Annotated in this window: 24 protein-coding genes and 2 pseudogenes; 13 read left to right on the top strand and 13 right to left on the bottom strand. The window is 57.4% G+C overall.

Going from position 1 to position 25,630, the window contains the following annotated elements; translation table 11 throughout:
* Positions 1-8: 8 nt before the first annotated feature.
* Together UB23_RS06525 and UB23_RS06520 are read left to right on the top strand one after the other, a co-directional pair.
* Positions 9-1,385 (top strand): DUF1329 domain-containing protein, encoded by a 1,377-nt coding sequence (locus UB23_RS06525; protein ID WP_152644247.1) that lies wholly within the window; start codon positions 9-11, stop codon positions 1,383-1,385.
* Positions 1,386-1,563: 178 nt separating this feature from the next.
* On the top strand, positions 1,564-2,604 hold the full coding sequence (locus UB23_RS06520) for a Rieske 2Fe-2S domain-containing protein (protein WP_045058503.1): 1,041 nt from the start codon (positions 1,564-1,566) through the stop codon (positions 2,602-2,604).
* 454 nt (positions 2,605-3,058) lie between these two features.
* Here the strand turns inward: UB23_RS06520 and UB23_RS30675 are convergent.
* The 8 genes and pseudogenes from UB23_RS30675 to UB23_RS06490 all read right to left on the bottom strand — a co-directional run.
* Positions 3,059-3,493: pseudogene (locus tag UB23_RS30675) on the bottom strand (methyl-accepting chemotaxis protein); the annotation flags it as partial.
* 108 nt (positions 3,494-3,601) lie between these two features.
* Positions 3,602-4,285 (bottom strand): annotated as a pseudogene (locus UB23_RS30670) (PAS domain-containing protein); the annotation flags it as partial.
* A gap of 182 nt (positions 4,286-4,467) precedes the next feature.
* Positions 4,468-4,650, bottom strand: coding sequence for a DUF2256 domain-containing protein (locus UB23_RS28325; RefSeq protein ID WP_082069139.1), 183 nt, complete (start codon positions 4,648-4,650; stop codon positions 4,468-4,470).
* Complete coding sequence (locus UB23_RS06510) at positions 4,647-6,185, bottom strand: cryptochrome/photolyase family protein (protein ID WP_045058501.1); 1,539 nt, start codon at positions 6,183-6,185, stop codon at positions 4,647-4,649. The genes UB23_RS28325 and UB23_RS06510 overlap by 4 nt, the downstream gene beginning before the upstream one ends.
* Positions 6,186-6,228: 43 nt before the next feature.
* On the bottom strand, positions 6,229-6,921 hold the full coding sequence (locus UB23_RS06505) for an SDR family NAD(P)-dependent oxidoreductase (RefSeq protein WP_045058665.1): 693 nt from the start codon (positions 6,919-6,921) through the stop codon (positions 6,229-6,231).
* Positions 6,922-6,932: 11 nt separating this feature from the next.
* Positions 6,933-7,475 carry a DUF3833 domain-containing protein gene (locus UB23_RS06500; RefSeq protein ID WP_045058500.1) on the bottom strand — a complete coding sequence of 181 codons (543 nt, stop codon included), beginning with the start codon at positions 7,473-7,475 and terminating at the stop codon, positions 6,933-6,935.
* A gap of 398 nt (positions 7,476-7,873) precedes the next feature.
* Positions 7,874-8,995, bottom strand: coding sequence for an alkene reductase (locus tag UB23_RS06495; protein ID WP_045058499.1), 1,122 nt, complete (start codon positions 8,993-8,995; stop codon positions 7,874-7,876).
* A gap of 104 nt (positions 8,996-9,099) precedes the next feature.
* Positions 9,100-9,777: a type 1 glutamine amidotransferase domain-containing protein gene (locus tag UB23_RS06490; RefSeq protein WP_045058498.1), complete on the bottom strand. Its 678-nt coding sequence runs from the start codon at positions 9,775-9,777 to the stop codon at positions 9,100-9,102.
* 197 nt (positions 9,778-9,974) lie between these two features.
* Between UB23_RS06490 and UB23_RS06485 the strand changes: the two genes are divergently transcribed.
* Positions 9,975-10,559 (top strand): TetR/AcrR family transcriptional regulator, encoded by a 585-nt coding sequence (locus UB23_RS06485; protein ID WP_045058497.1) that lies wholly within the window; start codon positions 9,975-9,977, stop codon positions 10,557-10,559.
* An 81-nt stretch (positions 10,560-10,640) separates the two neighbouring features.
* Here UB23_RS06485 and UB23_RS06480 read toward each other — a convergent pair whose 3' ends face one another.
* Positions 10,641-12,464: an NAD(P)/FAD-dependent oxidoreductase gene (locus tag UB23_RS06480; RefSeq protein ID WP_045058496.1), complete on the bottom strand. Its 1,824-nt coding sequence runs from the start codon at positions 12,462-12,464 to the stop codon at positions 10,641-10,643.
* A gap of 244 nt (positions 12,465-12,708) precedes the next feature.
* On the opposite strand from UB23_RS06480, the gene UB23_RS06475 reads away from it, so the two are divergent.
* From UB23_RS06475 to UB23_RS06465, 3 genes are all read left to right on the top strand, one after another.
* Positions 12,709-14,598 carry a sigma-54-dependent Fis family transcriptional regulator gene (locus UB23_RS06475; RefSeq protein WP_045058495.1) on the top strand — a complete coding sequence of 630 codons (1,890 nt, stop codon included), beginning with the start codon at positions 12,709-12,711 and terminating at the stop codon, positions 14,596-14,598.
* A 48-nt stretch (positions 14,599-14,646) separates the two neighbouring features.
* Positions 14,647-15,072, top strand: a complete 426-nt coding sequence (locus UB23_RS06470; RefSeq protein ID WP_045058494.1) for a VOC family protein — start codon at positions 14,647-14,649, stop codon at positions 15,070-15,072.
* 110 nt (positions 15,073-15,182) lie between these two features.
* Positions 15,183-15,431 (top strand): CsbD family protein, encoded by a 249-nt coding sequence (locus tag UB23_RS06465; protein ID WP_045058493.1) that lies wholly within the window; start codon positions 15,183-15,185, stop codon positions 15,429-15,431.
* A 103-nt stretch (positions 15,432-15,534) separates the two neighbouring features.
* Here the strand turns inward: UB23_RS06465 and UB23_RS06460 are convergent, their stop codons facing one another.
* Positions 15,535-15,801, bottom strand: a complete 267-nt coding sequence (locus UB23_RS06460) for a Rho-binding antiterminator (protein WP_045058492.1) — start codon at positions 15,799-15,801, stop codon at positions 15,535-15,537.
* Positions 15,802-16,192: 391 nt separating this feature from the next.
* Between UB23_RS06460 and UB23_RS06455 the strand changes: the two genes are divergently transcribed.
* The 4 genes from UB23_RS06455 to UB23_RS06440 all read left to right on the top strand — a co-directional run bounded on the left by UB23_RS06455 (position 16,193) and on the right by UB23_RS06440 (position 20,252).
* Complete coding sequence (locus tag UB23_RS06455) at positions 16,193-16,933, top strand: hypothetical protein (RefSeq protein WP_045058491.1); 741 nt, start codon at positions 16,193-16,195, stop codon at positions 16,931-16,933.
* Positions 16,934-17,058: 125 nt separating this feature from the next.
* Positions 17,059-18,525, top strand: a complete 1,467-nt coding sequence (locus UB23_RS06450) for a catalase (protein WP_045058490.1) — start codon at positions 17,059-17,061, stop codon at positions 18,523-18,525.
* A gap of 80 nt (positions 18,526-18,605) precedes the next feature.
* Positions 18,606-19,169 carry a cysteine hydrolase family protein gene (locus UB23_RS06445; protein ID WP_045058489.1) on the top strand — a complete coding sequence of 188 codons (564 nt, stop codon included), beginning with the start codon at positions 18,606-18,608 and terminating at the stop codon, positions 19,167-19,169.
* A gap of 135 nt (positions 19,170-19,304) precedes the next feature.
* On the top strand, positions 19,305-20,252 hold the full coding sequence (locus UB23_RS06440; RefSeq protein ID WP_045058488.1) for a helix-turn-helix domain-containing protein: 948 nt from the start codon (positions 19,305-19,307) through the stop codon (positions 20,250-20,252).
* Between the two features lie 10 nt (positions 20,253-20,262).
* Here the strand turns inward: UB23_RS06440 and UB23_RS06435 are convergent, their stop codons facing one another.
* On the bottom strand, positions 20,263-20,673 hold the full coding sequence (locus UB23_RS06435) for a helix-turn-helix transcriptional regulator (protein ID WP_052672973.1): 411 nt from the start codon (positions 20,671-20,673) through the stop codon (positions 20,263-20,265).
* A gap of 422 nt (positions 20,674-21,095) precedes the next feature.
* Here UB23_RS06435 and UB23_RS06430 point away from each other — a divergent pair, with 422 nt between their 5' ends.
* Both UB23_RS06430 and UB23_RS06425 read left to right on the top strand, forming a co-directional pair.
* Positions 21,096-21,920, top strand: a complete 825-nt coding sequence (locus tag UB23_RS06430; protein ID WP_045058663.1) for an alpha/beta fold hydrolase — start codon at positions 21,096-21,098, stop codon at positions 21,918-21,920.
* 193 nt (positions 21,921-22,113) lie between these two features.
* The gene (locus tag UB23_RS06425; protein WP_045058487.1) at positions 22,114-22,731 is read left to right on the top strand and encodes a dTMP kinase; all 618 of its coding nucleotides are present in this window, start codon (positions 22,114-22,116) and stop codon (positions 22,729-22,731) included.
* Positions 22,732-22,813: 82 nt separating this feature from the next.
* Here UB23_RS06425 and UB23_RS06420 read toward each other — a convergent pair whose 3' ends face one another.
* Positions 22,814-23,893, bottom strand: a complete 1,080-nt coding sequence (locus UB23_RS06420) for an aromatic ring-hydroxylating dioxygenase subunit alpha (RefSeq protein WP_045058486.1) — start codon at positions 23,891-23,893, stop codon at positions 22,814-22,816.
* 36 nt (positions 23,894-23,929) lie between these two features.
* Positions 23,930-24,883, bottom strand: a complete 954-nt coding sequence (locus tag UB23_RS28320) for a PDR/VanB family oxidoreductase (RefSeq protein WP_082069137.1) — start codon at positions 24,881-24,883, stop codon at positions 23,930-23,932.
* 255 nt (positions 24,884-25,138) lie between these two features.
* On the opposite strand from UB23_RS28320, the gene UB23_RS06405 reads away from it, so the two are divergent.
* Positions 25,139-25,612, top strand: coding sequence for a MarR family winged helix-turn-helix transcriptional regulator (locus tag UB23_RS06405; RefSeq protein ID WP_045058483.1), 474 nt, complete (start codon positions 25,139-25,141; stop codon positions 25,610-25,612).
* Positions 25,613-25,630 lie beyond the last annotated feature (18 nt).

The following is a 25,630-nucleotide window of genomic DNA, read 5'->3' as shown; positions in this document are numbered from 1 at the left end:
GAATAAAAATGACCGGCAGTAATAAGTCCCCTGGCTGGGCCTTGACGTTGTTATTTGGATGCTGTGCCATCGGCACCGCGAACGCAGCACCGGAGGACATCCCGCGCCTTGGCAAAGACTTGACGTGCCTGGGCGCGGAACAGGCCGGCAATGCCGATGGCAGTATCCCGGCGTACAGTGGCAAGTGGCTGGGCGCGCCGCCCCATGTTGATTTCAAAGGTACGGGGCACCACCCCGTGGATCCGTACCCGGACGAAAAACCGTTGTTTGTGATCACCGCGCAGAACATCGCGCAATACAGTGACTCCCTGTCTGACGGGCAAAAAGCCCTGTTCAAATTGTACCCGGCCACCTACAAAATGCCGGTGTATCCCTCGCACAGGGATTTTCGCGTCAGTGACTCGGTATGCCAGGCCACTCGGGAAAACGCCAGCGTGGCGCGTCTGGTCGATGACGGCGAAGGGGTCGTCGGCAAGACCGGCGGCACACCATTCCCGGTGCCGCGCAGCGGGCTGGAGCTGTTGAAAAATGCCTCGACCTTCACCTTGCGGGCCTGGACCGAAGAGTACACCTCCGATAACGCCTACGTGCTCAAGGACGGCAATATCAACTGGGGCAGGGTGCATTCGCGCAACCTGGCTCCATCATTGGAACCCGGCAAGATCGGCGATACCAACGGCAACTCGTCGTTCTATCTCAACGAAACTCTGCTACCGCAACGGGACAAGGGTGAGATCAACACCGGCACCGAATTCTGGAACGACAAAACCGAACCGCGCCAGGCCTGGCGTTACGATCCAGGCACCCGGCGCGTGCGTCAATCGCCGGGTTATGGTTTCGACATGTCATTCCCCGGCAGTGGCGGCTCGATCACTGTGGATGAAGTGCGCCTGTTCAACGGGTCCGGCCAGCGCTACGACTGGAAGATCGTTGGCAAACGGGAAATGTACATTCCGTACAACACCTATCGTCTGCACGACGCCAAGCTCACCTACGCCAGCCTGTTGACTCCCGGACACATCAATCCCGATGCCATGCGTTATGAGCGTCACAGGGTCTGGGAACTGGAAGGCACGCTCAAACCTGGCTATCGCCACCTGTATGGCAAACGCAAGTTGTATGTCGACGAAGACACCTGGTTTCCGATGCTCGCCGACAACTACGACAACCGTGGCGAGTTATGGCGCACCTCGATGGTCAACTACTTTTATGCCTACGAGAGCCAGGCCCAGCAGGCGGGCGTCGGCCTGTACTACGACCTCAATGCTGGCAGCTACCTGGCGTTCAACCTGATCAACGAGCAGCGCAACGGTTACCTGTTGAACAAACCCGGTTTCAGTCCCAGGGACTTCGGCCCGGAAGCCGCTCGCCGCTTCGGCCAGTAAGCAGTCAACAGGGCGCCCGCTGTTTCAGGGGCGCACTTTGAGAGTAGCTCTCATTTGATCTAGTCCAACTGCACGATGATCTTGCTGCGCGACTGCTCAATGATATCCGCCATGGGATTACCCGGTATTTCTTGGGGGCATCGCCTGCCCCGAAGTCTGCATTTGAGGAATAATAACAATGACGAAACTCGCTGAAATCAACATCGAGAATGCCCAGCGTACCCACCGTTACGCGCGCGGCTGGCACTGCCTGGGCAATGCCAACGATTACCGTGATGGCAAGCCTCATACCCTGGAAATCTTCGGCACTCGGCTGGTGGCGTTTGCCGATAGCCAGGGCGTCATCAGTATTCTCGATGCCTACTGTCCGCACATGGGCGCCGACCTGTCACAGGGCACCATCGAGAACGACAGACTGGTATGCCCGTTCCATCACTGGAAGTACGACACCGGCGGCAAATGCGTGGAGATCCCTTACTGCAAGCGCATTCCTCCCAAGGCCAAGACGCGCAGTTGGTTGACCTGCGAGGAGAACAACCTGTTGTTCGTCTGGAACAACCCCGAAGGCCGTCCGCCCAAAGAGGGCGTGATCATTCCGCACCTCCCTGAGATGGACGACCCGGACTGGATTCATAACTGGAACATCGACACCATGCTGATCGAAACCAACCCACGGGAGTTGGTCGATAACCTGGTGGATGCCCAGCATTTTGGGCCGGTGCACGGTACGCCAACCAAGTATTTCGCCAACATTTTCGAAGGGCATATCGGCCATCAGATTTTTCATGGTGACTCCGAGCGCCTGGGCGGTGACCTGATCGCACCATCGGCCTACTACGGTCCGGCCACTCACTTCACCCATATCAGTTCCATGTTCGGCGATGCGCGGATCCACGCCATTCTGCTCAACAGCCATGTGCCAGTGACGCCAAACAGTTTTGACTTGCGCTTTGGTTGCATGGTCAAGCGCGTACCGGGCTGGACGGAAGAGCAAAACCAGGAAGTGGCCAGGGCGTATGTCCAGGGCAACCGGGACTCGTTCTACCAGGACGTGGTGATCTGGAAGCACAAAATCCGTATCGACAAGCCGGTGCTCGCAGAAACCGACGGGCCGGTCTATCAGTTGCGCGAGTGGTATGAGCAATTCTTCACCAATGAGGACGACGTGCCCGCGTCAATGGCGCTGCGTCGCGAGTTCATAACGGTCGACGAGCGCTGATAGAGGGAGCAGGGCGCCTTCGAGAAGCAAGTGAATACTCTCCAAGGCGCCGCTCCCAAGGACACAGCCACCCTTGAGTCCATGGTGATGACTCAGGTCCGATTTGAAGGCAATGAGGGAATACAAAATGAAAATAAAAAATGCCTACACCTTTCCTTTGTTAGTAGTGTTTCTCCTGGTGTTGGTTGTAAAGATGTCGGTGCCGGCGGAGTCGACCAGCGTCAAGGCGTGCAAGCGCTATGCGAGCTGCCTTTCGCTGAGTTCGGGAGTCTCAAACTGGCTGGATTTCCGTTAGGGCTGTTTCAGGGGAGGGTTGCCTCTGAACCGCCGGCAACGCTCCGCCCCTGTTTGTCGCGACAGTTGTTATCAATGGGGGCGGCCCCGTCGTAGAGGTGGGCGCCACAACGCTGCCCAGCGTTTCAGGCTGTATTAAAGTGCTCTGCTGATGGCTGTGTCAGCGTGCTAATGTCGAGGCGAAATGGCTGATCGCCTGTACGACCTGACGAGCACTGTCCTGAATATCGAGAATCACTTGACCCGCCTCACCGGCTAATTTGACGCCTTGTTCTGCCTTGTCTTTACTCGCCTCCATCCTGGCCACTGCCCCCGTGGCCAACTCACGATTGTGCTGCACCACCTCGACAATCTTCACAGTGGCTTGACTAGTACGTGCAGCCAAGTTGCGCACTTCGTCAGCAACCACGGCAAAACCTCGCCCCTGATCTCCGGCACGAGCCGCTTCGATGGCCGCATTGAGCGCCAGAAGATTCGTCTGCTCGGCAATCCCACGGATGGTCTGCACGATACTGCTGATTATCTCCGACTGCTGACTGACGGCATTGACACCTTCGGCTGCGTGATTCAATTCGTCGGCCAGGCTTTGCATGACATCCACGGTGTCCTGCACTACACGGGCTCCTTCGTGGGCTGTATCGTCAGTTTTCAGTGAAGTCTCATAAGCCATGCGCGCTGCTCGTGACTCGGTTTCCTGCTGTAGAACCTGATCCGTAATATCGCTCGCATACTTGACTATTTTGTAAAGATCGCCGTTGGCGTCGAACACCGGATTGTAAGTGGCACGTAACCAGACTGCGCGTCCCTGGTTGTTAAGGCGCTTGAAGCTGCCTGAGAAAAACTCGCCCTGATTCAGGCGCTCCCAGAACTGGCAGTAATCGGGGGATTCGATTTCGCTACGCTCACAGAACAGCCGGTGGTGCTTGCCAACAATCTCTTCCAAGCGGTAACCCATCACTGCAAGGAAGTTTTCATTGGCGCTGACGACTTCTCCCTGCCGGTTGAACTCGATGGTTGCCATGGACCGGTTAATCGCCTTGATCTGGCTCTCCTGCTCTTGTTCCTTCTGAACCTGGGCAGTTACATCCGTCGCAATCTTGACGACCTTGATCACCCGTCCGGTGGTATCGCGAACAGGGTTATAGCTGGCCTCCAGCCAGAGCTCACGCCCCTGTTTGTCCAGGCGCAGGAAGCGGTCGTTGATGAACTCGCCATTACCCAGGCGTGACCAAAAGCTTTGATAAGCAGCGCTGTTGGCGTATTTCGGCGTACAGAATAAGCGGTGATGCCGGGATTGGATTTCTTCAACGCTATAGCCCATTACCTTCAGGAAGTTGCGATTGGCACTGAGGATCGTGCCATCAGGCTGGAACTCAATCAGGGCCATGGAGCCACCTAAGGCTGCAAGGGTGGCTTCACTGTCAGCCAAGCGCCGCTGGCTGACGGCCAGTTCTTTTTTGATAGTCGAGTTGAACATGCATACCTCAGTGGATATAGGCTGCTTGGCATTTCCTTCAAGCCAACGGAAAGCTATGCAGGTCGATGTCAGATGTACGGAAACCTGTGAAATCAGATACGAATCGCGGATGCCGAACGAGCCGTAACGGCGTTAGTAAGGCAGGAGCTCCTAAATCGCCGGCAACGCTCCGAGCAATAACGCACTTCGTTCCAGCATCGCGCCCATTTCTTGCGCCAGGCGAAGGGCAATCCGCAGACCGCGCAAACTTTGACCGGGAGCTCACTCTTTTTCACAGCGACTCCCCGGCATCCAGTTTGGCGAGTAGTTTCTGGCCCCGCTCCCACAGCGCTTGCTGCTTGGGCTCGGTCATGCGGTCGAGGTTTTTGTAGACCATGCTCATGCGCTGGTTGCTGCGCAGCAGGTCGCCATGACGCATCAGGAAATGCCAGTAGAGTGAATTGAAAGGACAGGCGTCGTCCGTTGTGCTCTCACTGACTTTGTAGGCGCAGTTACGGCAGTAGTCAGACATCCGCTTTATATACTGACCACTGGCGCAATAAGGCTTGGAACCCAGGTAACCGCCGTCGGCGTGCATGACCATGCCCAGCGTATTGGGCAGTTCGACCCAGTCAAAGGCGTCCATGTAGATCGCCAGGTACCATTCGCAAATCTGGCTCGGCGCGATGCCGGCCAACAGTGCGAAGTTGCCGGTCACCATCAGCCGCTGGATATGGTGGGCATAGGCATGTTTCAAGCTCTGGCCGATCGCCTGTCCCATGCAGTTCATTCGGGTGTCGCCCGTCCAGTAGAACTCTGGAAGGAGCCGGCTGTTGCCGAATAGATTGCCATCGGCGTAATCGGGCATTTTCAGCCAATAGACGCCCCGTACATATTCGCGCCAGCCGATGAGCTGGCGAATGAAGCCTTCGGCGGCATTGAGTGGAATCCGGTGCGCCCAATATGCAGCTTCCACGTCGCTGCACAACTGACGCAGGTCCAGCAGTCCAATATTGAGCGCCGCACTGATGCGCGCATGAAATAGAAAAGGTTCATCACTGGCCATGGCGTCCTGATAGTCGCCGAATCCTGCCAGGCCATAATCCAGAAAATACGCCCACAGCGCCTGTGCGTCGGCATGGGTGACCGGATAGTCGAAGTCGTCGAGTGCGCCGTAGTGATGGTTGAAGCGCGCCCTGACCAGCGCAAGCACATCGCAGGTGATGGCGTCGTTACTGAAGTGCACCGGGTAGGGCGCTTTCACCCCTTTGGGCAGGGCCTTGCGGTTCTCGGCATCGAAATTCCACGCGCCGCCTACTGGAGAGCCGTCGCCATTGAGCAATAACCCGCTCTTGCGCCGCATCTCGCGGTAGAAGAACTCCATGCGCAACTGCTTTTTGCCTTGCGCCCAAGTGCCGAACTCAGCGCGACTGCACACAAAGCGCGTGTCGGCGTGCCAATGGATGGCCAGGCCACAGTCCTTGAGCGCCTGTTCCAGCCGCCAGTCCCCGCACTCGGTAACGTGTACTTCCTCTGCTTGCAACAGCTGTTGCCAGCGTCGCAATTCACTCGCCACCGAACCGCTGTTTTGCGGGTCATCCAGGGTCACGTACTCGACTTGCAGACCCTGTTCTTGCAGGGCCTTGGCGAAATGGCGCATGGCACTGAAAATCAGCGCGATTTTCTGCGGATGGTGGGGGACATGGCTGGCTTCTTCCATGACCTCGACCAGCAGCACCGTATCGCACTGGGCATCAAGTTTCTGCAAGGAAGCCAAGTCAAAGGACAACTGGTCACCCAGGACCAGGCACAACCGATGGCGCTTGTTCATATCTGTTCAGTCCAGCGTCTGCAGATTCATGCTTGTTCCCTGCCTACCAGGGCAGGCGCTCTCCGTTGTAGGCAAAAAAATGTCCGCTATCGGCCGGCGTCAACTGATCAATCAGGCTCAAGAGTTCAGCTGCGGCAACGTCCGCCGGACGTGCGCTGGTGGCCCCTCGAAATGGTTGCGACAACCCCGACACGACCGTGCCTGGGTGCAGACTCAGCAGTCGGCTCTGCGGACGAGTACGGGCCAATTCGATGGCGGCGGTCTTGATCAGCATATTCAGCGCGGCCTTGGAGGCGCGATAGGCGTACCAGCCACCCAAACGGTTGTCGCCGATGCTGCCGACTTTCGCCGAGAGCACCGCCATCGCGCCCCGGGCATCAAGCAACGGCAAAAAGTGCCGCAACACCAGCGCCGGCCCCAGCGCGTTCACTTGAAACACGGCCTGCAGCGCCTCATGCTCAATCGCGCTGTAGCTTTTTTCCGGCTTGATCTGGTCACGATGGAGCAGGCCGGCGGCGTGCACGATCAACTGGTAGGGCGCTTGCGCTGCCAATTCAGTGGCGGCGCTGGCGATGGTTTCGGGTTGCTCCAGATCCAGTGCGGGCACTGTATTGCGCCCCAGCTGGCGAACCCCGGCACATCGAGGGTCCTTGCCGAGCAGCTCGCAAAAAGCCGTACCCAGGGCACCACTCGCGCCGATCACCAGGGCGCGATATCCATCGCCGAGGGAGTTCATGGTGAACGCGTTCAATGGGTTTCTCCTGCACCCTGGCGCCGGAAGAACAACGTCACCTGGCCAACCTCGACGCCCAGCTTGGACATGCTGGTGCGGTTGATCAACGTGTCCTCGTCCATCAGGTACATCCAGTCGTCCATGCTCATTTCATAGGTTGTGCCGTCAACCGGCAGGTTCAGGCGATAACGCCAGCGCAAGGCATTGCCGGCGATTTCGCCTTTGGCGACACCCACTACGTCATCGGCGCGACCGCTCCAACGTCCCTGGCCCTCGGGCGTCAGGGTCCAGACGCGGCGTTGGCGGGTGCCGTCGCTGTACAGGAAGCGCTCATCGAGAATCAGGTTGTTGCCCTCACGACGGCTGACGATGTCGACCTCGAAACGCTTGGCCACCTCACCGGAACGCTTCTGAAACATCCCCCAGGCTTTGACCGGTGTGCTGAAAAAGCGCTCCAGATTTAATGCCGGTTGCTGATCCGCATAGTGGGCGACATCCACGCTGCCACAGCTCGCAATGCTGAGTACCAAAGCCAGTAAAACCAAACGTCGGGTCATTGCCGTTCTCCCTGGGTGAGCAGGTGCTGAGGGTGAATTTTGTTGCCTTACATGCTTGTACAGGTGCCTCGTGGTGTACAGGTTTCTGGTACCTGCCGAAAGATGAAGCCGCGGTTTTTGCGCAATGCAACTTGCCGGCTGCAGCGTCGTACGCGGCGTATGGAGTAGGGATCGTCAACGCGGGCTTGCCCAGTCCATTCTTTAATAGTTGTACGATAGTAACTGATCTGTATAGGTTTTAATCAAGATAGGCTGAAAAAAAACCCCTGACAATGCGTCAGCCATTTTTTTGTGTAGAAACGAGAACGTCAGATCAAGAGCGCGGGAGGGCAACGGAAGGGAGATAGGGGGAAATGCGCGCCCCCGGGGAAATGGGAGCGCGGTGCTAAACCAGGGGATTACTCGTAGGTCGGGTAATCCACATAGCCTTCGGCATTACCACCGTAGACCGTAGCCGGGTTCAGTGGGTTGAGCGGCCAGTCGTGGGCGATCCGCGCAGGCAGATCCGGATTGGCCATGAACGGGCGGCCGAAAGCGACCAGGTCTGCCAAGCCTGACTCAAGCAATTGCGCGCCGGATTCGGCGTTGTAACGTCCGGCATAAATGATCGCGCCACTGAACGTATCGCGCACCGCACGACGAAAGGCGTGCGGCATCATCGGCGCGTCGTCCCAGTCGGCTTCGGCGATGGACAGGTAGGCAATGCCCACATCTGCAAGCACCTTGATCGCTTCGATGTAGGTCGTGTGCGGGTCTTCCTCCACCATCCCCAGATAGGTCCGCGCTTCATCGGTGGTGGTGAACAGCGGCGCGAAACGCACGCCGACCTTTTCCCGGCCGATGCACTCGGCGACGCCCGCCACCACTTCACGCAGAAAACGCAGGCGATTGCCCAGAGAGCCACCGTACTGATCGGTGCGCACATTGCTGTGAGCAGAGATGAACTGGTTTACCAGATAGCCGTTGGCACAGTGCAGTTCGATGCCGTCGAAGCCGGCGTCCATCGCATTGCGCGCAGCCTGGATATACAACTGAACCAGTTCCTGGACTTCATCCGTGCTCAGCGCTCGCGGAGCGGATGGCGCAACAAGCGCACCGGCACCCGGCGCTGTTTCAATAAATACGCTGACACGCTCGGTGGCGATCGCGGAAGCTGACACCGGTGCCGCACCCTCAGGTTGCAACGCGGTGTGAGACACCCGCCCGACGTGCCAGAGCTGAGCGAAGATCACGCCGTCTTTGGCATGAACAGCCTCGGTGACCGTGCGCCATCCGGCGATTTGTTCAGGCGTGTGGATGCCGGGCGTCCAGGCATATCCCTGACCCCTAGGCTCGATCTGCGTGCCCTCAGTGACCAGTAGGCCGGCGCTGGCGCGTTGCTGGTAATACTCGGCCATCAACGGGTTGGCGATATTGCCCGGTTGCGAGCTGCGCTGGCGGGTGAGGGGGGGCAGAACGATACGGTTCTTCAGGGTATGCCGGCCGAGGGTGACGGGTGTGAAGTAAGCGCTGTTTTTCATGAGATACCTGTTCGCTGGGTATTAGACCAGTCAAATATAGATGGGGCGAAAAAAACACCGTGTGCAAACACGCGCACGGTGCCTGGGCAGTGAGTTGATATCCGTCAGGCCAGCATTTTCAGCAGTTTTTCGGCGACGGCCGCCGAGCTGGCAGGGTTCTGACCCGTTACCAACTGGCCGTCAGCGACGACATGAACCTGCCAGTCGGCCACCTTGGAAAAGCGCCCGCCCAGACGCTGGAATTCGTCTTCGATCAGGAACGGCACGACTTCCGTCAGGCCCACGGCTGCTTCTTCAGCATTGGTGAAACCGGTCACGTCCCGACCCTCAATCAACGGCTTGCCATCAGCAGCGAGGACGTGACGCAGTACGCCCGGCGCGTGGCAGACGAAGCCGTGGGGCTTGTGGCTGCGGTCGAAGGCTTCGATCAAGGCGATGGAATGTTTGTCTTCAGCCAGATCCCACAGCGGGCCATGTCCACCGGGGTAAAACACGGCATCAAAATTGTCAGCGCTGACATCGGCCAGGCGCCCGGTATGGGCCAGTGCCAATTGCGCTGCAGGGTCCTGACGGAACCGGTCGGTTTCGGCGGTCTGCGCACCGGGCTCATCGCTTTTTGGATCGAGCGGTGGCTGGCCGCCGGCCGGCGACACCAGGGTGATCTCTGCACCTGCATCCTTGAAGGCGTAGTAGGGGGCCGCGAACTCTTCGAGCCAGAAACCGGTTTTCTTGCCAGTGTTGCCAAGTTGGTCGTGGGAAGTCAGAACCATCAAGATTTTCATAGGGCGCCCTGTGTTGGTCGGGTGTCCGAGGACGGGTTCGCCTTCGACACCCGGGAAGGAGTGAGGGGCACAGCATAGTTTCCAATTAGACCAGTCGTCTAGTAAATTCTTTCAGGTGTGTTTCCGACCGCACTCTATGGCAAACTCCTGCCCATCAGAAATATACGACTGGTCTATTGTTTGGTACTTTGCGCCCCATGAAACCGACCTACGACGATACCCGCCAACACCTGCTCGATACCGGCCACCGAATGATGGCCGAAAAGGGCTTCACCAGCGTTGGCCTGAACGAAATCCTGCAGACTGCCGGTGTGCCCAAGGGCTCGTTCTATCACTACTTCAAATCCAAGGAATTCTACGGGCAGGCGCTGCTTGAGGATTACTTTGTCGGCTACCTGTCGGACATGGAAAGACGTCTGACACTGCCCGGGCTCAATGCCTTCGAGCGGCTGATGGATTACTGGCAGGGCTGGCAGAACCGCTGCACCCTGGAGGGCCATGGCGACGAATGCCTGGTGGTGAAGTTAAGTGCAGAGGTCGCCGACCTTTCCGAATCGATGCGCCTCACGCTACGCGATGGCGCTGAGCGCATCGTTGCGCGCATCACGACTTGCCTGGAACAGGGCCAGCTGGATAAAAGTCTTCCGGATGCCGACGCTCGTCAGCTGGCCGAAACCCTCTACCAACTTTGGTTGGGTGCCAGTTTGCTGAACAAGCTGCAGCGCACGGGGCAATCTTTGCAAACGTCGATGACGATGACGAAGCGGCTTCTGGAGGTTTGAATCTGACCCGTTAATGGGCCGGAGGACGGACAGCCTGATGCTCATGGAGAAGCGCCCAACCCCGGCCGGGCGCCATTTTACTCATCCAGTGTGATGACTGCTCGCCAGGCCGTAGACGGATGTGTCGATGCCTTCAAAACGCGCCTTCAGCTGCAACGCCAGGTACAGCGAATAATGCCGTGACTGATGCAGGTTGCCACCGTGGAACCAGAGGTTTTGCTGCTGCGTGGGCTTCCACATGTTGCGCAGTTCGCCCTCATACGGGCCAGGATCATTCGTGGTCCCTGAACCCAAGCCCCAGCAGCGGCCGACCTTGTCCGCGACTTCCTGGGAAATCAGCTTCGCCGCCCAGCCATTCATTGAGCCATAGCCCGTGGCGTAGACAATCAGGTCGGCCGGTAGTCGGCTGCCATCGTTGAGTACGACGGCATCTGCTTCGATGCGTTCCACACCCAGGCCCGGCGCGCTCTTGAGCTTGATCGTCCCGTTAGCGATCAGTTCCGAGGCGCCCACGTCGATGTAGTAACCAGAACCACGGCGTACGTATTTCATGAAAAGGCCAGACTCGTCGTCACCGAAATCGAGCATGAAACCGGCCTTGGTCAAGCGCTCGTAGAAGTCTTTGTCACGCTCCTTGATCGCGGCAAAGACGGGTTGATGAAAGCTTGGCATCACCTTGTAAGGGATCGAGGCGAACAGCATGTCGGCCTTGTCCGTGGTCAGGCCTGACTCCAGGGCGTCTTCAGAGTAGAGCCCACCGAAGACCAGATCCATCAAGCTATCGGAGCGCACGATGTGGGTACTGGACCGTTGCACCATGGTCACCTCGGCGCCGTTCTCCACCAGGTCGGCGCAGATATCGTGAGCCGAATTGTTGGCACCGATGACCACCGCGCGCTTGCCGCGCCAGGCGTCTCCGCCGGGATGGCGGCTGGAATGATGCTGCTGGCCGTTGAAAACCTCGGCACCCGCATAAACAGGAACGTTGGGTACGCCAGACATGCCGGTGGCGAGGATCAACTGGGCAGGCTGTAGCGTCACGCGCTCACCATCGCGTTGAACGTCCACCGTCCAGGTGCCACTTTGCTCGTCAAAGCTGGCGCTCACGCACTCGGTGCGCGGCCAATAATTGAGCTCCATGACTTTGGTGTACATCTCCAGCCAGTCGCCGATCTGGTCTTTTGGGGTGAAGACCGGCCAGTGATCGGGGAAGGGCAGGTAGGGCATATGGTCGTACCAGACCGGGTCATGCAGGCACAGCGACTTGTAACGGCCGCGCCACTGATCGCCAGGACGCTCGGCCTTGTCGACGATCAGCGTTGGCACGCCCATTCGCTTGAGCCGTGCGGCGAGCCCCAGCCCACCCTGGCCGCCACCCACGATCAGGCAGTACGGCTGGGTGGTGATGCCCAGTGATGCTTCTTCGTCACGACGGCGTTCCAGCCAGTTGCGTTTGTCGGCATGGGCGTGACCATGATTGGCACCCATCGGGCGACGGCGGCCCCTGGGTTCTTCAAAGCCTTTGAGCTCGCGCATGGTGGTCAGCAGCGTCCAGCACAGGCCCTCCTTCAGCCTGACGTAGCCTTTACCTCGCGCCGTAGCGGTCTCCAGGCTGATCCAACCTTCGAGCACACCGTTGTTGAGCGTGGCATCACCTTCGAGTGTCCATTGCTCGGGCCGAGTTTGATCAAGGCGTGTTTCGAGCATGTCGCGGATAGCAGGCTTGCCTTCCAGGGTCACCAGGTTCCAGCTGAAAAGCAGCAGGTCACGCCAGTGACACTCTTCGGCAAACAATTGCAGCGCGCCGTCCAGGTCGCGTTGGGCGAGACGCTCGCCGAGGTTGTCGACCCAGCCCGCGAGCTGGGCAGTTGGCGTGTGCAGGGGTGTTTCGACAGCGATGTTCATGGGCTTCTCCCGTTCTTGTTGTTTTTGTGACAACTTGCCCTGGAGCAAGGCTCGGGCCACCTTTATGAGAGGCCCGTTGCAGAGCGGCTGAAGCGCTGCGGCTCAGGCTTTGACTCGGGTCTATGTCACGATTTAGGGAATGGTGGATGACAGAGTGTCACGCGGTGCATGGGGCGCTCTCGGTCGGCTTTTCCTATAAGCTGGCAACAGCCCCGTGTCCTGACCGTAGCGGAGAACAAGAACAATGAAGCCGGCCTTTATCAACGCCCATGCACAACAGGTGCTGCAAGCTGTACAGGGCATCCCTGCCAGCCATGGCCATACGACTGACCTGGCTATTACCCGGTCATGGCGTCGTTGCCTGGATCAGCATCAGCTCGATCCCGCCAGCCGCCGCGCGCCGAATGTAGTTGAGCACCCACGCCTGCTGGATCACCGCGCGCCCCTGGAACACATCATCTCCGTAGCGCACTGGCAGATGACCAGCCTGCACCACCAACTGGGGGGTGACGGCCACGTGGTGCTACTCACCGATGCTCGTGGTGTGGCGATTGACAGCGTGTTCAACGAATCCGAACGAGTCGAATTCCAGCGTTCTGGACTGTGGCTTGGTTCGGTGTGGAGCGAGGATTGCGAGGGCACCAACGGTGTCGGCACCTGCCTGGTCGAGCGACAGCACGTCACCATCCGTCGTGATCAGCACTTCCGTGGCAAGCACGCCGGCTTGACGTGTTCGGCCAGCCCCATATTCGATGCGAGCGGAGAGTTGCTCGCCGTTCTTAACCTCTCATCCGTGCGCGAGGAACCGGGTCTTCAGCAGCACTTCAAAGCCATGGCGTTGACCAACCTCACAGCCAACTTGATCGAGAGCTGTTATTTCCTGGGGCATGATCCGCAACGGTACTTGCTGCGTTTTCACCCTGAAGCAGGCTTCGTCGGGCTGCTGGGCGAAGGGCTGCTCAGCTTTGACGAAAGTGCCTGTATCCATTCAGTCAATCATGCTGCGCTGAACCTGCTGGGCCTCAGCCGTGAGCAGGTGGTGGGGCAATCGCTGACGATGCTGCTGGAGACGCCTATCGATCAGGTGATGAGTCAAGCCAGCTCGCAACCGAGTGTCTGCTGGCCAATGCGCCTTCTGGACGGACGCCAGTTCTACGGACAGTTGCGAGAGCCCTTGCGCCATGCGCCTCTCGTCACGCCTGCAACTGCCCCGGTCAACGACGTGCACGTGTGCCTGGAAGACCCGCGCCTGCAACGTGGCTTTGCTCGCGCATTACGAGTTCTGGAGCGTGACGTACCGGTGTTTCTACAGGGCGAAACCGGTACCGGCAAAGAAGCCTTTGCCGCAGCGCTGCATCGCGCCAGTTCCAGAGCCAGTCAACCGTTTGTGGCGATCAATTGTGCGGCCATTCCAGAAACGCTGATCGAGAGCGAGCTGTTCGGCTATCGCGGTGGCAGCTTCACCGGCGCACGCAAGGACGGGATGATCGGCAAGCTGGAGCAGGCCCATGGCGGCATTCTGTTCCTTGATGAAATAGCCGATATGCCACTCGCGTTACAGACCCGGCTGCTGCGTGTGCTGGAGGAGCGTCAGGTGGTGCCCCTGGGCGGCGCTACGGTACGTGCGCTCGACATACGGCTTATCTGTGCCAGCCACCAGGATCTGCAAGCCTGTGTGGCCGAGGGGCGTTTTCGCGAAGATCTGTTTTATCGCGTCGCCGGCTTCGCCGTGCAGCTGCCGCCGTTGCGTGAGCGTTCGGACAAGGGCCGGTTACTCGACCTGCTGCTGCGCGAAGAGTCAAAAGGTACAAGGATTCGCCTGGAGACAGGCGTGAGAGAACGCTTGCTGACGCATCCCTGGCCGGGCAATGTCCGGCAACTGCGCACGTGCCTGCGCACACTGGTCGCATTGGCGCTGGAGGGACGTGTCACTCTGCAAGACGTGGCGGAGTTGCTGCCGGCAGCGCCTGCCGTGTTGGCCGAGAACCCACTGGGAGTGTCGGAACGGCAGACGCTGCTAACCTTGATTGAGGCGGAACACTGGCACGTCGCTCGTGTTGCCGCCCGATTGGGGATTAGCCGCAATACGCTGTATCGCAAACTGCGCCAACATGGGATTTCACGACCTGGTTGAGTGCGCAATCGCTGCTTCCTGGCCAACAACAACTGTATTGGAGTTCTGATGAGCCTCGCGCCTTTCCACCTCGCAATCCCCGTTTACGATCTCGCTGCTGCACGCACTTTTTACGGCGAAGTGTTCGGCCTCGAGGAAGGTCGTTCCAGCAACCAATGGGTCGACTTCAACTTTTATGGCCACCAACTGGTTATTCACGAACACCCGAAAACCACTTCCCAGGACAGCGTCCATAGCAACCCGGTAGACGGCCATGACGTACCTGTTCCGCACTTTGGCATCATCTTGGGCTGGGCAGAATGGGAAGTACTGGCCGAGCGCCTGAAGTCTTTTGGCACGCAGTTTGTGATCGAACCCTACATTCGTTTCAAGGGGCAGGTCGGCGAGCAAGCCACCATGTTTTTGTTTGACCCCTGCGGTAATGCCCTTGAGTTCAAGGCGTTCAAGGATATGAGTCAGCTCTTCGCGAAATGAGTCATCAACTTTGAACTTATCATTACGCCTATCCCCCTAACGCTGTGCAAATATCCCCTGGCTTGGGTCGACCCTGAGCTGGCCACTTACACGCAAAGGTTGGGTGAATCATGAAGAGTGAACAGGTCGAAGGTGTTGCGGAAAAACTCGCCGGCAAGGCGCAGAGCGCGGTCGGCAGGTTGTTGGGCGATTCGAAGATTGAAGCTGAAGGTGCTGGACACCAGGTTGCTGGTCAACTGACCAAAACCTATGGCGACACACTCGACAACGTATCGACGTTTGTTAAGGAAAAACCGGTGGCTGCACTCGCGATAGGTGCAGCAGTGGTGCTGTTAGTGAGTCGGTTCCTGCGCCGCTGAGCCAGGCGTAGAGGACTTCCAGCTGGCACGTACCCTCATGGCTTTACTCCCCCTCGTACTCGCTGGGATTGTCTGTCGGTAGGGTGCGGGGGCGGGCTTGTTGCTAGGCCCCTGCGAGCGCTATTCGACCGAAACTGGCATTGGAGTCGAGTGGTGTTATTGCCAGCAATTGGTCGAGTCGTAACTCGACCTTGCCGCCTTCATTCTCCACAACGAGAAATTCTTCCTTGCTCGGAGCGGTCCGTGTGGTCAGCGCCCTGGCCACGAAAGCCGGTCCTCGGAGCAGTTCGATATGCAAGTCGTAATGGTGCATACAGGCTATCTCCAGGTAGTCATGCAGGTCGCAGTTCAGGGGCTGATACGCTTTCATCTGATTTCTCCTAGCAACCTGTAGCTCAATGATGAAGTAACCCCGGCTGACTATTGCAGCAGCAACTTCTGGATTGGCGGCTTCGCTGTGACAAAACTGTCAACGGCGCAGTTCGATTTTAGCATCCTGAATTCGTCAAAATATCATCCATTCCTTATTTAGCGGATATCCGCTCCAGTGACGTGTTCATCATCAGAGGCGCGCTCCTCGCAATTTGCCGTTTTTACGTAGCTCGCGTGTTGGTATTTCCGGATCATCCGCTCGTTCACAAGATACCAATGGTGCCAAACGGCTGAGTGCTACCAGCAGTTACCGGACTAAATAATGCTGGCGAAACTGACGCGAAAGCCCCCGGTGCACTGATCGAATCATTTAATTCGAGGGGCGAAGCATGCGACGTTTATCGTGTTTGATTATGTGCTCAGCGGTGAGCTTGCCTTTGATGGCCCATGAACCGGGGGGCATCAACAGCGCTAAAGGCCAATCAGATGCTGCGTTTGATCTGGTCCACACGCATATTTATCGAGAAGGCGATAATCTTGTCTTTCAGCAAGTTGTCGCCGGAACAGCGGGCAGTAGCACGCCGAAATCCACCGGAAAATTCGCTGGTTCGGACGTTTACAGTTATGTCTGGCCAACCAGTCTGGGCAGCGACGCCGTAGGGTTCGAAGCCAAGTCCGGGATCCTCGCGCTGGCACTGACGTCGCACCCTGACTTCGACGATACCCCGCAGCTGGATGAGAACAACGACGGCAAAAAAGACAATGATGGTGGCTTGTGGCATTCCCATTGGGTCGTCCTGACCAAAGAAGCCAGTTGTGGGCCCAGCGGTCTGAAAGTCCGTGATATTCCCGAAGGAATGAAACCGAAGATGCCGGCGACTTGGCCTGGCGTTCCGCTGTATATCGATTCTCCAGGTTATGGACTCAATGTCGGCAAGGACACAGTGACTATCCAAGTGCCCCTGGCAGCTGTTGGATTTCCCGATAACTTCAAATACGACGGTGTGACGGCAGGGCTCAAGGTTAACGCCGACCTGCACGACCCGCTGCTGTGTGTGAGTTCGGTATGGGATGTCGCATCGGGTGATCTTTCTTTGCCGGGGACATGGAATGCCAAGGAAAAGCCCTGAGGCCTAAAGGGCCCAATAACGCCGAACGCGGCGCATGAGATCAATGGACCGACATACGCGCATGCCATCGTTACCACTAGCGATCTGGTCGAATTGCTTCGTTAGTGCCCTGAGAGGTCAACCTGATGAACGATAAAAACCTGACTCACGCCACCGGCGCCCCGGTTGTCGATAACCTCAATATCCAGACTGCCGGGCCACGCGGGCCTGCGCTGTTGCAGGATATTTGGCTGCTGGAAAAGCTGGCACATTTCGACCGGGAAGTTATTCCGGAGCGGCGCATGCATGCCAAGGGTGCCGGTGCCTACGGAACCTTCACCGTCACCGCCGATATCAGCCATTTCAGCAAAGCCAGTCTATTTGCCGAGGTCGGCAAGCAGACGCCGGCATTTGTGCGTTTTTCCACGGTGGCGGGGGAGCGCGGCGCGGCCGATGCGGAGCGAGACATTCGCGGCTTTGCGGTAAAGCTGTATACCGACGAAGGTAACTGGGACATCGTTGGCAACAACACCCCGGTGTTCTTCTTCCGCGATCCGCTAAGGTTTCCCGACCTGAACCATGTGGTCAAGCGCGACCCCCGCACCGGGCTACGCTCGCCAACCAACAACTGGGATTTTTGGACACTGCTGCCCGAAGCGCTGCATCAGGTAACAATCGTCATGAGCGATCGCGGCATACCCGCCAGTTATCGGCACATGCATGGTTTCGGCAGCCACACCTTCAGCCTGATCAATGCCCACAATGAGCGTGTATGGACCAAGTTTCACTTCGTCAGCCAGCAGACCATCACCAATCTCAGTGACGGTGAGGCGTCGGATGTCGTTGGCAGTGATCGCGAGAGTCACTTGCGCGATCTCTATGAATGCATTGAGAGCGGCGAATTTCCACGCTGGAAACTGTGCATACAAACCATGACAGAGGAACAGGCTCGTACCCATCGTCACAACCCCTTTGACTTGACCAAAGTGTGGCCACATGGCGAATTTCCACTTCAGGAGGTAGGAGTACTGGAGCTAAACCGGAACCCTGAAAACCATTTTGCCGAGGTTGAACAAGCGGCATTTTCGCCCGCTAACGTTGTGCCTGGCGTGAGTTTTTCGCCAGACAAAATGCTTCAGGCTCGCCTGTTTTCATATGGTGATGCGCAGCGCTACAGGCTGGGCGTGAACTTCAATCATATCCCGGTCAACGCGCCACGGTGTCCATTCCACAGTTACCACCGCGATGGTGCCATGCGCACTGACGGCAACCTCGGTTCAACGCTGTCCTATTTTCCCAATAGTTTTGGCGAGTGGCAGGATCACCGGCAACTCCACGAGCCGGCACTGTCGCTAGATGGCGACGCGGCCCATTGGGATCAGAGTGTGGTCGAAGATCATTACGAGCAGCCCGGTAATCTCTTTCGACTCATGACGCCGCTTCAGCAGCACCTGTTGTTTCAGAATACGGCACGGGCTATGGGTGACGCTCCGGTGATGATCAAGCATCGGCATATCGTCAATTGCTCGAAGGCCGATCCTGCTTACGGTGATGGAGTGGCGCAAGCACTTGGTCTGAGTCTTGTAGCGCAAGAACTGGAAAATGCGAAGTAAGTCCAAGGGCGTGCGGCCAACTTGAAGGAACAAGCCCTGCAGGCCACCCATTTCTATAATACGCGATTGGGAGAAAAATCATGGGCAGTACTGATTCGAACAAGAAAGCACTGGTGGTCGTTGATATCCAGAACGATTATTTTCCAGGTGGCAGATGGGCTCTTTCGCACGTCGAGGACGCGGCAGCCCAGGCGGCGCGAGTGATTGATCGGTTTCGTGAGCGCGGCGATTTGGTGGTGCATATTCGTCACGAATTCAAGGACGAAAATGCGCCTTTTTTCCGCCCCGGCAGTGAGGGGGCGCAGATACACGAAAGCGCAAAAAATCGCGAAGACGAGCCCGTGGTGCTTAAGCACTTCATCAATTCGTTCCGTGAGACCGAACTGAAAGCCATACTCGATCAGCACGGGGTCAACGAAGTGGTGGTCGTCGGTAATATGAGCCACATGTGCGTGGACGGCATGACCCGCGCAGCGATCGACTTCGGCTACACCACCACCGTACTGCACGACGCCTGTGCCACGCTCGATCTTGAGTTTAACGGGGTCAAGGTGCCCGCCGCGCACGTGCATGCCGCGTTCATGGCTGCACTGAGTTTCGGTTACGCGCCGGTCATTTCCACCAGCGAATACCTGAGCCGTTGATCCACTGCACCGGGCAGGCGGATGGGCGGCCATGGTCTTCCATCCGCCTGCCGTTTTCGTCGTCTATGCTGAGCACCTGGACTGATCTGGCACGGAGGCTGCCTTCCACTGTTTCGGGACCGGTGAGGTGCGGCGGTGCAACTGATCTGCTCGGAATTCGACGAATTCGAAGAGGCGTTGTACGGGGTGCAAGGTCGCTACGTGCTGCGCACTCGGCAACAACGCAACTGGCAACTCAACGTGGTCGATTTGAACGGCGTGGCACTGATGAGCGGGCGCGAAGGCGCGGGTACGGTTTACACAGGCATTGGGCTGCCCGGTTACTTCAACATCTTCCTGCCGCTGACGGGGCATGAGACCACCTTGGTCGACGGCCATCCGTTCAATCGCCGACGCATCGGCTGGATGGTGCCCAATGCCATGTTCCACATCAACGCGAAAAGCCCGGCCAGTTGGCTGACGGTGGCGATGTCCTGCGAGTTGGTGCTGCGCTGGGCCTCGGTGCGCGAAGATGAATTCGACTTTTGCGTACTGCATCGCAACCTGGTCAGCAATGCCCAGCGCAATCTCGGTCCGTTGCTGTGGCTGGCGCGGCGTCTGTTCCAGATCGAGGCCCAGTCACCCGAGGTTCTGCACACCGAGGGGGCAGAGGAGGCCGCGCGTCGGGAGGTGATGGATGTAGTGTTTCGCATGCTGCTGCCAGTGGACCCACTGCACGCCGCCCCACGGCACCATCGCGATCACAAGGATATCCTCAAGCGTGCGCTGGAGTTACTGGATACGCTGGAGACCCAGTCGGTTTATACCGAAGACATCTGTCAGGCGACCTGCGCCTCGGAACGTACTGTGCGCAATGTCTTCAACGAGTACCTGGGCATGAGCCCGCACCGATATCTGATGATTCGCCGCTTGCACGGGATTCGCGACGCCATCCGTCACGCTGGCCCCGAGGATACGATCACCAGTATCTGTGCGCGCTTTGGCGTCTGGGATTTTGGCCGGTTCGCCAGTTTGTACCGCCAGTACTTTGGATTGCTGCCGGCGCAATCGCTTAAAAACGCGAAGGCGTTGACCTCTGCATAGACGCCGGCGCTCACCGCAGCGTTCGCATCAGGGTTGTGCTGGGGTACTCACCGAACAGCCTGTTGTAGTCGGACGCCATGCGGCCACTGTCGGTAAAGCCGAATCGTAGAGCTATCTGACCAACAGATCCGGTATCCGGACCGGCGATCGACAGCGCTACTCGAACCAGGTGCAGGCGTCGAATGTGCAGGTAGCGATTAGGCCCGACACCGAACATCTCCTTGAAAATCGAGCGCAATGTGCGCTCGCTCACACCCGCATCGCGGCACAGCTGTGACAAACCGATCGGTCGCTCCTCATAACGTTGAAGTAGCTCCATCACCTTGGCGATGTTGCTTTGGCGCGTCAGTTGCTGCCAGCCGCCCCCTGCGGTCGGCGGCGTGGGATTGCAACTCGGGAGCGTGGCCAGGGGCTTTTCCATTTCAACCTGCTATCAAGCTCGGTCAGATTGATAAAGACTCTCGCGATCTCAATGGCGGCACTACGTAAAACAGGCAAATAGCACAAATTTTCGATGGAATCGTAAGACTCTGAAAACGACCTGCAACCTTTCAAATTGCCGAATTTACGTAGTTCATATCTGATCGATTTGCGCATGCTATGAGCGTATCGGGCTATGGGCATACGCACTTGATCGTCCACGCAGTGAGGCTTCAGTCATCGCAACAGTTCGAGGAAATCATGACAAAACAAAAAATCGACATCGATGAAGCCCGGCGCGCGCTCCTCATGGGCGGCGCAGTGCTGGCGATCGGAGCCTGGATGCCGGGCTTGAGCCTGGCGGCCTCGCAATCCGCTACACCTGCATCCACCCAGAAAACCTCCAAAGGAGTGCGTAAAACCATGAGTATTTTCACCACCCAAGAAGGCGTAGATATCTATTACAAGGATTGGGGCACAGGCCCGGTTGTGGTCTTCAGCCATGGCTGGCCGCTCGACGCGGACAGTTGGGAATCGCAGATGTTTCACCTTGCCTCCAACGGCTGTCGCTGCATCGCCCACGACCGGCGTGGTCATGGCCGCTCCAGCCAACCCTGGGACGGCAATGACATGGATCACTATGCGGATGATCTTGCGCAGTTGCTCGACCACCTGGATGTGAAGGACGCGACCCTGTTCGGTTTCTCCACGGGCGGAGGCGAGGTGGCGAGGTACATCGGTCGTCATGGCACCAAGCGCGTGAAGAAGGCCGGGCTCATTTCCGCCGTGCCGCCCCTGATGATCAAAACCGAAGCCAATCCCGGCGGTTTGCCCATCAAAGTATTCGATGACATTCGCGAAGCCTTCCTGGCCAACAGATCGCAGTTGTTCATCGACATCCCGAGCGGACCATTCTTTGGCTACAACCGCCCTGGTGCGAAGCCATCGCAAGGCGTCATCAATGCTTGGTGGATGCAAGGCATGTTGGGTGGCCACAAAAATACGTATGACAGCATCAAGGCATTTTCGGAAACCGATTTCACCCAGGATCTGAAGAAGTTCGATGTGCCAACACTGATCATCCATGGAGATGACGATCAAATCGTGCCCATCGATGCAGCTGGCCGCGCATCGGCCAAACTGATCAAGAACAGCACATTAATCGTCTACGAAGGCGCACCTCATGGCATTACGGACACCCACAAAGAGCGCCTGAATGCCGACCTCCTGGCATTTGTGAAATCCTGAGAAGCACATATCTGGCGCCGCATAGTTGGGTATGACACCTTTCGGCATGCTGCATACAGCCGGCCGGAAACTACGTTAGAGTGTTGATCAATGTCTACTCTCAAGCACCCTCCATTCGATTCGCGTAGTCGCGCCAAGCGGTTGCAGCGAACGAACCGGGCCAAAAAATCGTATATCAATCGTTGTTTGAAGAATGAATCGTCCGCTGTTTGTTTCTCTGGATGGGCCCAAGGGAGCCGGAAAAACCACATTGTTGGAGGCCGTTACGAAAGTACTGAGGGCAGACAACAAAATGGTGATCCGGCTTTGCGAAAAAAAAAGCGATCCCTACAGGGGTGAAACAATGGCCCTCGTGAACAAACTCGTCAGGCATCCCTCCCGGGATCTGGAATTGGAAGTTTGTGAGCGCCTGGCTGATAGCCGTAACTGGATTTCCCGGCATGTGCTGGCTAAACAGCCACCAGGCAGCATCGTCCTGATCGATCGCTGGTACCCGTCTGATGCCGCGTTTCGCCGGATAGTCCCGTTTGCGGAAATTCTCCAGTTGAACATTGATCGAAACGTACAAGTGCCAGACCTGCACGTCGGAGTTGTCACCACCCCTGAAATTTCATGGGCGAGGGCCGCGGCACGCCGGCGTGGGCTGAGCAGTACCGTGATCCACAAGCTGGAAGAACAGGTCGCTTGTACCCAGGCGTTCGAGCGAGCGGTTGCAGATCACGGCTGGGTGTTATGCCGTAATGAAGGAACGATCGAAGACGCAACGATGCAGGTGGTTTCCGAGATCCATAAAGTCCTTCGATGCCCGTAGGCGAAGTTCACCGGGCTGGTTTGTGTTCATGAGAATGTGAGACCTGGTCAACAGTGCTGTTCTGGACGGTTTTCTTGATTGATCATCGAGAGGCTTTGCGGAGTTGCTCGATTATCTTGCGTGCGCGGTTTGCTCCCACGTCCACATGGATGTCGACCATCGGCTTGGGGCCGAACTCGAGCATGTTCCGGTACTGAGCTTCGATAACGACCTTATCCTCATCAAAGGTCATGGCTGTCTGTTCGACGACCTTCGCCATCACTTCTTTAGAATTGCTCTTCGGATTGGATGCGATCGTCCAGAAGTAGTGGCTGGTGGTTTGCGTTTCCGGGGTCACGCCGTGGAAACCGCGCATATGGAATCCTCCGCGCTTTGGGTCATCGAGCGACACTGTGTTTGCATCAGCCGCCCCTGTCCAAATGCGCAGATGCGTCACCTGGAACTCGATTTCCTGCCAACGATCCACTTGGCCGTGGAAAGGATAGGCTGCGGTGTAGGTGGGGGGCGGTACCGAATCCGGCAGGTGACGAGTCACCTTCACAGTGGCCTCATCACTTTCGACACGCATTTGCGCATTCATGTGGATTTTCGCATTGCCGCCGATAGTGCGCAGGTGCACGTAGCCCAGATGGCTCAGATCAAGGAGGTTGTCATGGATGAGCTGGTAGGGCGCGTCATAGTGGTAAACGTCCCCTTCGAAGAGATATTCGCCCTCGGTGTGGATGTCGTATGCCGGAGGCTCACTGGCGGGCTCCTGTTGATCAGTGCTACCAAACCAGATCCAGATGATCTGATCGCGTTCCTGGACGTGATAAGCAGGAACTTTTGCTTTGGCAGGAATTTTCGCCTGACCGGGCACTTCCAGGCATTGTCCTTTACCGTCGAACAGCAGTCCGTGATAGCCACAGCGCACGCCTTGCTCTTCCAGGCTACCGTGAGAGAGAGGCAGCGCTCGATGGCAGCAGCGATCCTCCAGGGCTGCCACCTGACCATCTGCTGTGCGGAACAGAACAACGGGATGACTGAGCAAGGTTCTGCCCACTGGCTTGTCCTTGAGCTCCCAGGAAAATCCTGCGACGTACCATTGGTTAAGTGGGAACTTGGGTAGCTCGGTCAGTGCTCCAACTTCATAGGCAAGGGACTGGGTTTGCGGCGTACTCATGGCGATCTCCGATTCTCAGGTTGTTCTTGTCAGGGGTCACAGATCCAGCACAAGGCGTGGACTGTTAGAGCGGGAACAGCAAGGTGTAAAGCTGTCGTTGCGAGCATGTTCCAGAACGTTCATATACTGATCCCGATGGTCAGGTTCACCCGCCAGAACGCGAGTAATACAAGCGCCGCAGATGCCTTGCTCGCAGGAACTTTGAACCTCCACATCGTGCTCAAGCAGCACTTCAAGAACGGTCTTTTGCGCGGGAACTTCGAGTGCACGACCCGAGCGGGACAGCTCGATTTCAAACGGCCGATCGCCTTCGAGAACCTGAGGTGGGGCGCTAAAGTCTTCCCGATTGATCTGTTGGTCACGCCATCCAGACGCCTTCGCGGTGGATTGAATGTGTGACATGAACCCAGATGGGCCGCAGACGTACAGCTGATCGCCAGCGACTGGATTCGCCAGGATCCGACCAGCATCCAGGCGTTGCTCAGCCGGGCCATTATCAACATGAATCCGGAGATGATCAGCGAAAGGCGCTTCATTCAGGATTCCCAGAAATGCCAATCGCTCAATGGATCGACCACAATAGTGAAGCTCAAAGAGCTTGCCCGCTGCGATTAAGGTGTGCGCCATAGCGAGAATCGGAGTGATGCCGATACCACCGGCGAACAAGACATAGCGCCTGCCTGAAAGGTCTAGATCGAAGAGATTTCGGGGCATGCCAATGGAGAGAACCGAACCCACTGAAACATGGGCATGCATGCTTCTGGATCCGCCACGAGACGCGGGCTCGTCAAGTACCGCAATGAAGTACCTGCCGCGTTCGTGGGGAGCGTTGCACAGCGAATACTGCCGAGTAATGCCTGGAGCCACATGTACGTCGACATGTGCCCCGGCAGAGAACGCCGGCAGTTCAGCACCGTTGGTAGCCAACAGTTCGAAGCTGCAGACACCAGCAGCTTCAGATATTTTACGAGATACATAAACTTCGAGCATGAGCGTAACCCCACCGCGGATGTGCAGTGTTTGAAGGCAAACGGATGTTGTGCCGGCGTTAGCGGCTAAATGCGTTAAGCGTGCAGATCAACAAGAGGGGGATCGGAGCAGGAAAGTCATTACACGGTACCTCTGAATTTTTTATTGTTTTGTCGCGCGCTTATGATGCACACGTGCAATCGTTGTGTGATTCTTATCCTAAGCATTTTGGTTGCGGTGTCAACTAATTATATCGACTGTCAGGAACCATTCGTCATGACCCAACCCTCTCCCCTGAATCTTGATCAATACGTTCCTGCATTGCTGACCTCGCTGACCAACAAGATGGCGAGCGGTGCTTCAGCTTGCTACCGCAAGCACTTCGGGATCGGAATCGTTGAGTGGCGGGTGCTGGCAATGCTTGCTGTAGAAGACAAAATAAGCGCAAACCGGGTGGTTCAGGTCATTGGGCTGGACAAAAGTGCCGTGAGCAGAGCGCTGAAGTTGTTAGAGCTCGAGGGTCATGTGTCTACGCAAGTCGATGTGGAGGACGCTCGCCGATACACCGTATCTCTGACACCGTCAGGTCGTAAGCTGCATGACCAAGTGCTGGTGACGGCCCTTGAGAGAGAGAGGCTGCTCCTGGCAAATCTTGAGAAAGCAGAAATTGAAACGCTAATTGGTTTCTTGCATCGCATGAGCGCTCAGCTGGATGCAGTGAATGCAGTTGAGCCAGATGTTCAGGGGTAGGCCGGAAAAGCGTGCCGC

The organism is Pseudomonas sp. ES3-33, assembly GCF_000952175.1.
GTDB lineage: Bacteria > Pseudomonadota > Gammaproteobacteria > Pseudomonadales > Pseudomonadaceae > Aquipseudomonas > Aquipseudomonas gregormendelii.
The sequence above is the reverse complement of the archived record's forward strand: the minus strand, read 5'-3'. Positions and strand labels throughout refer to the sequence as shown.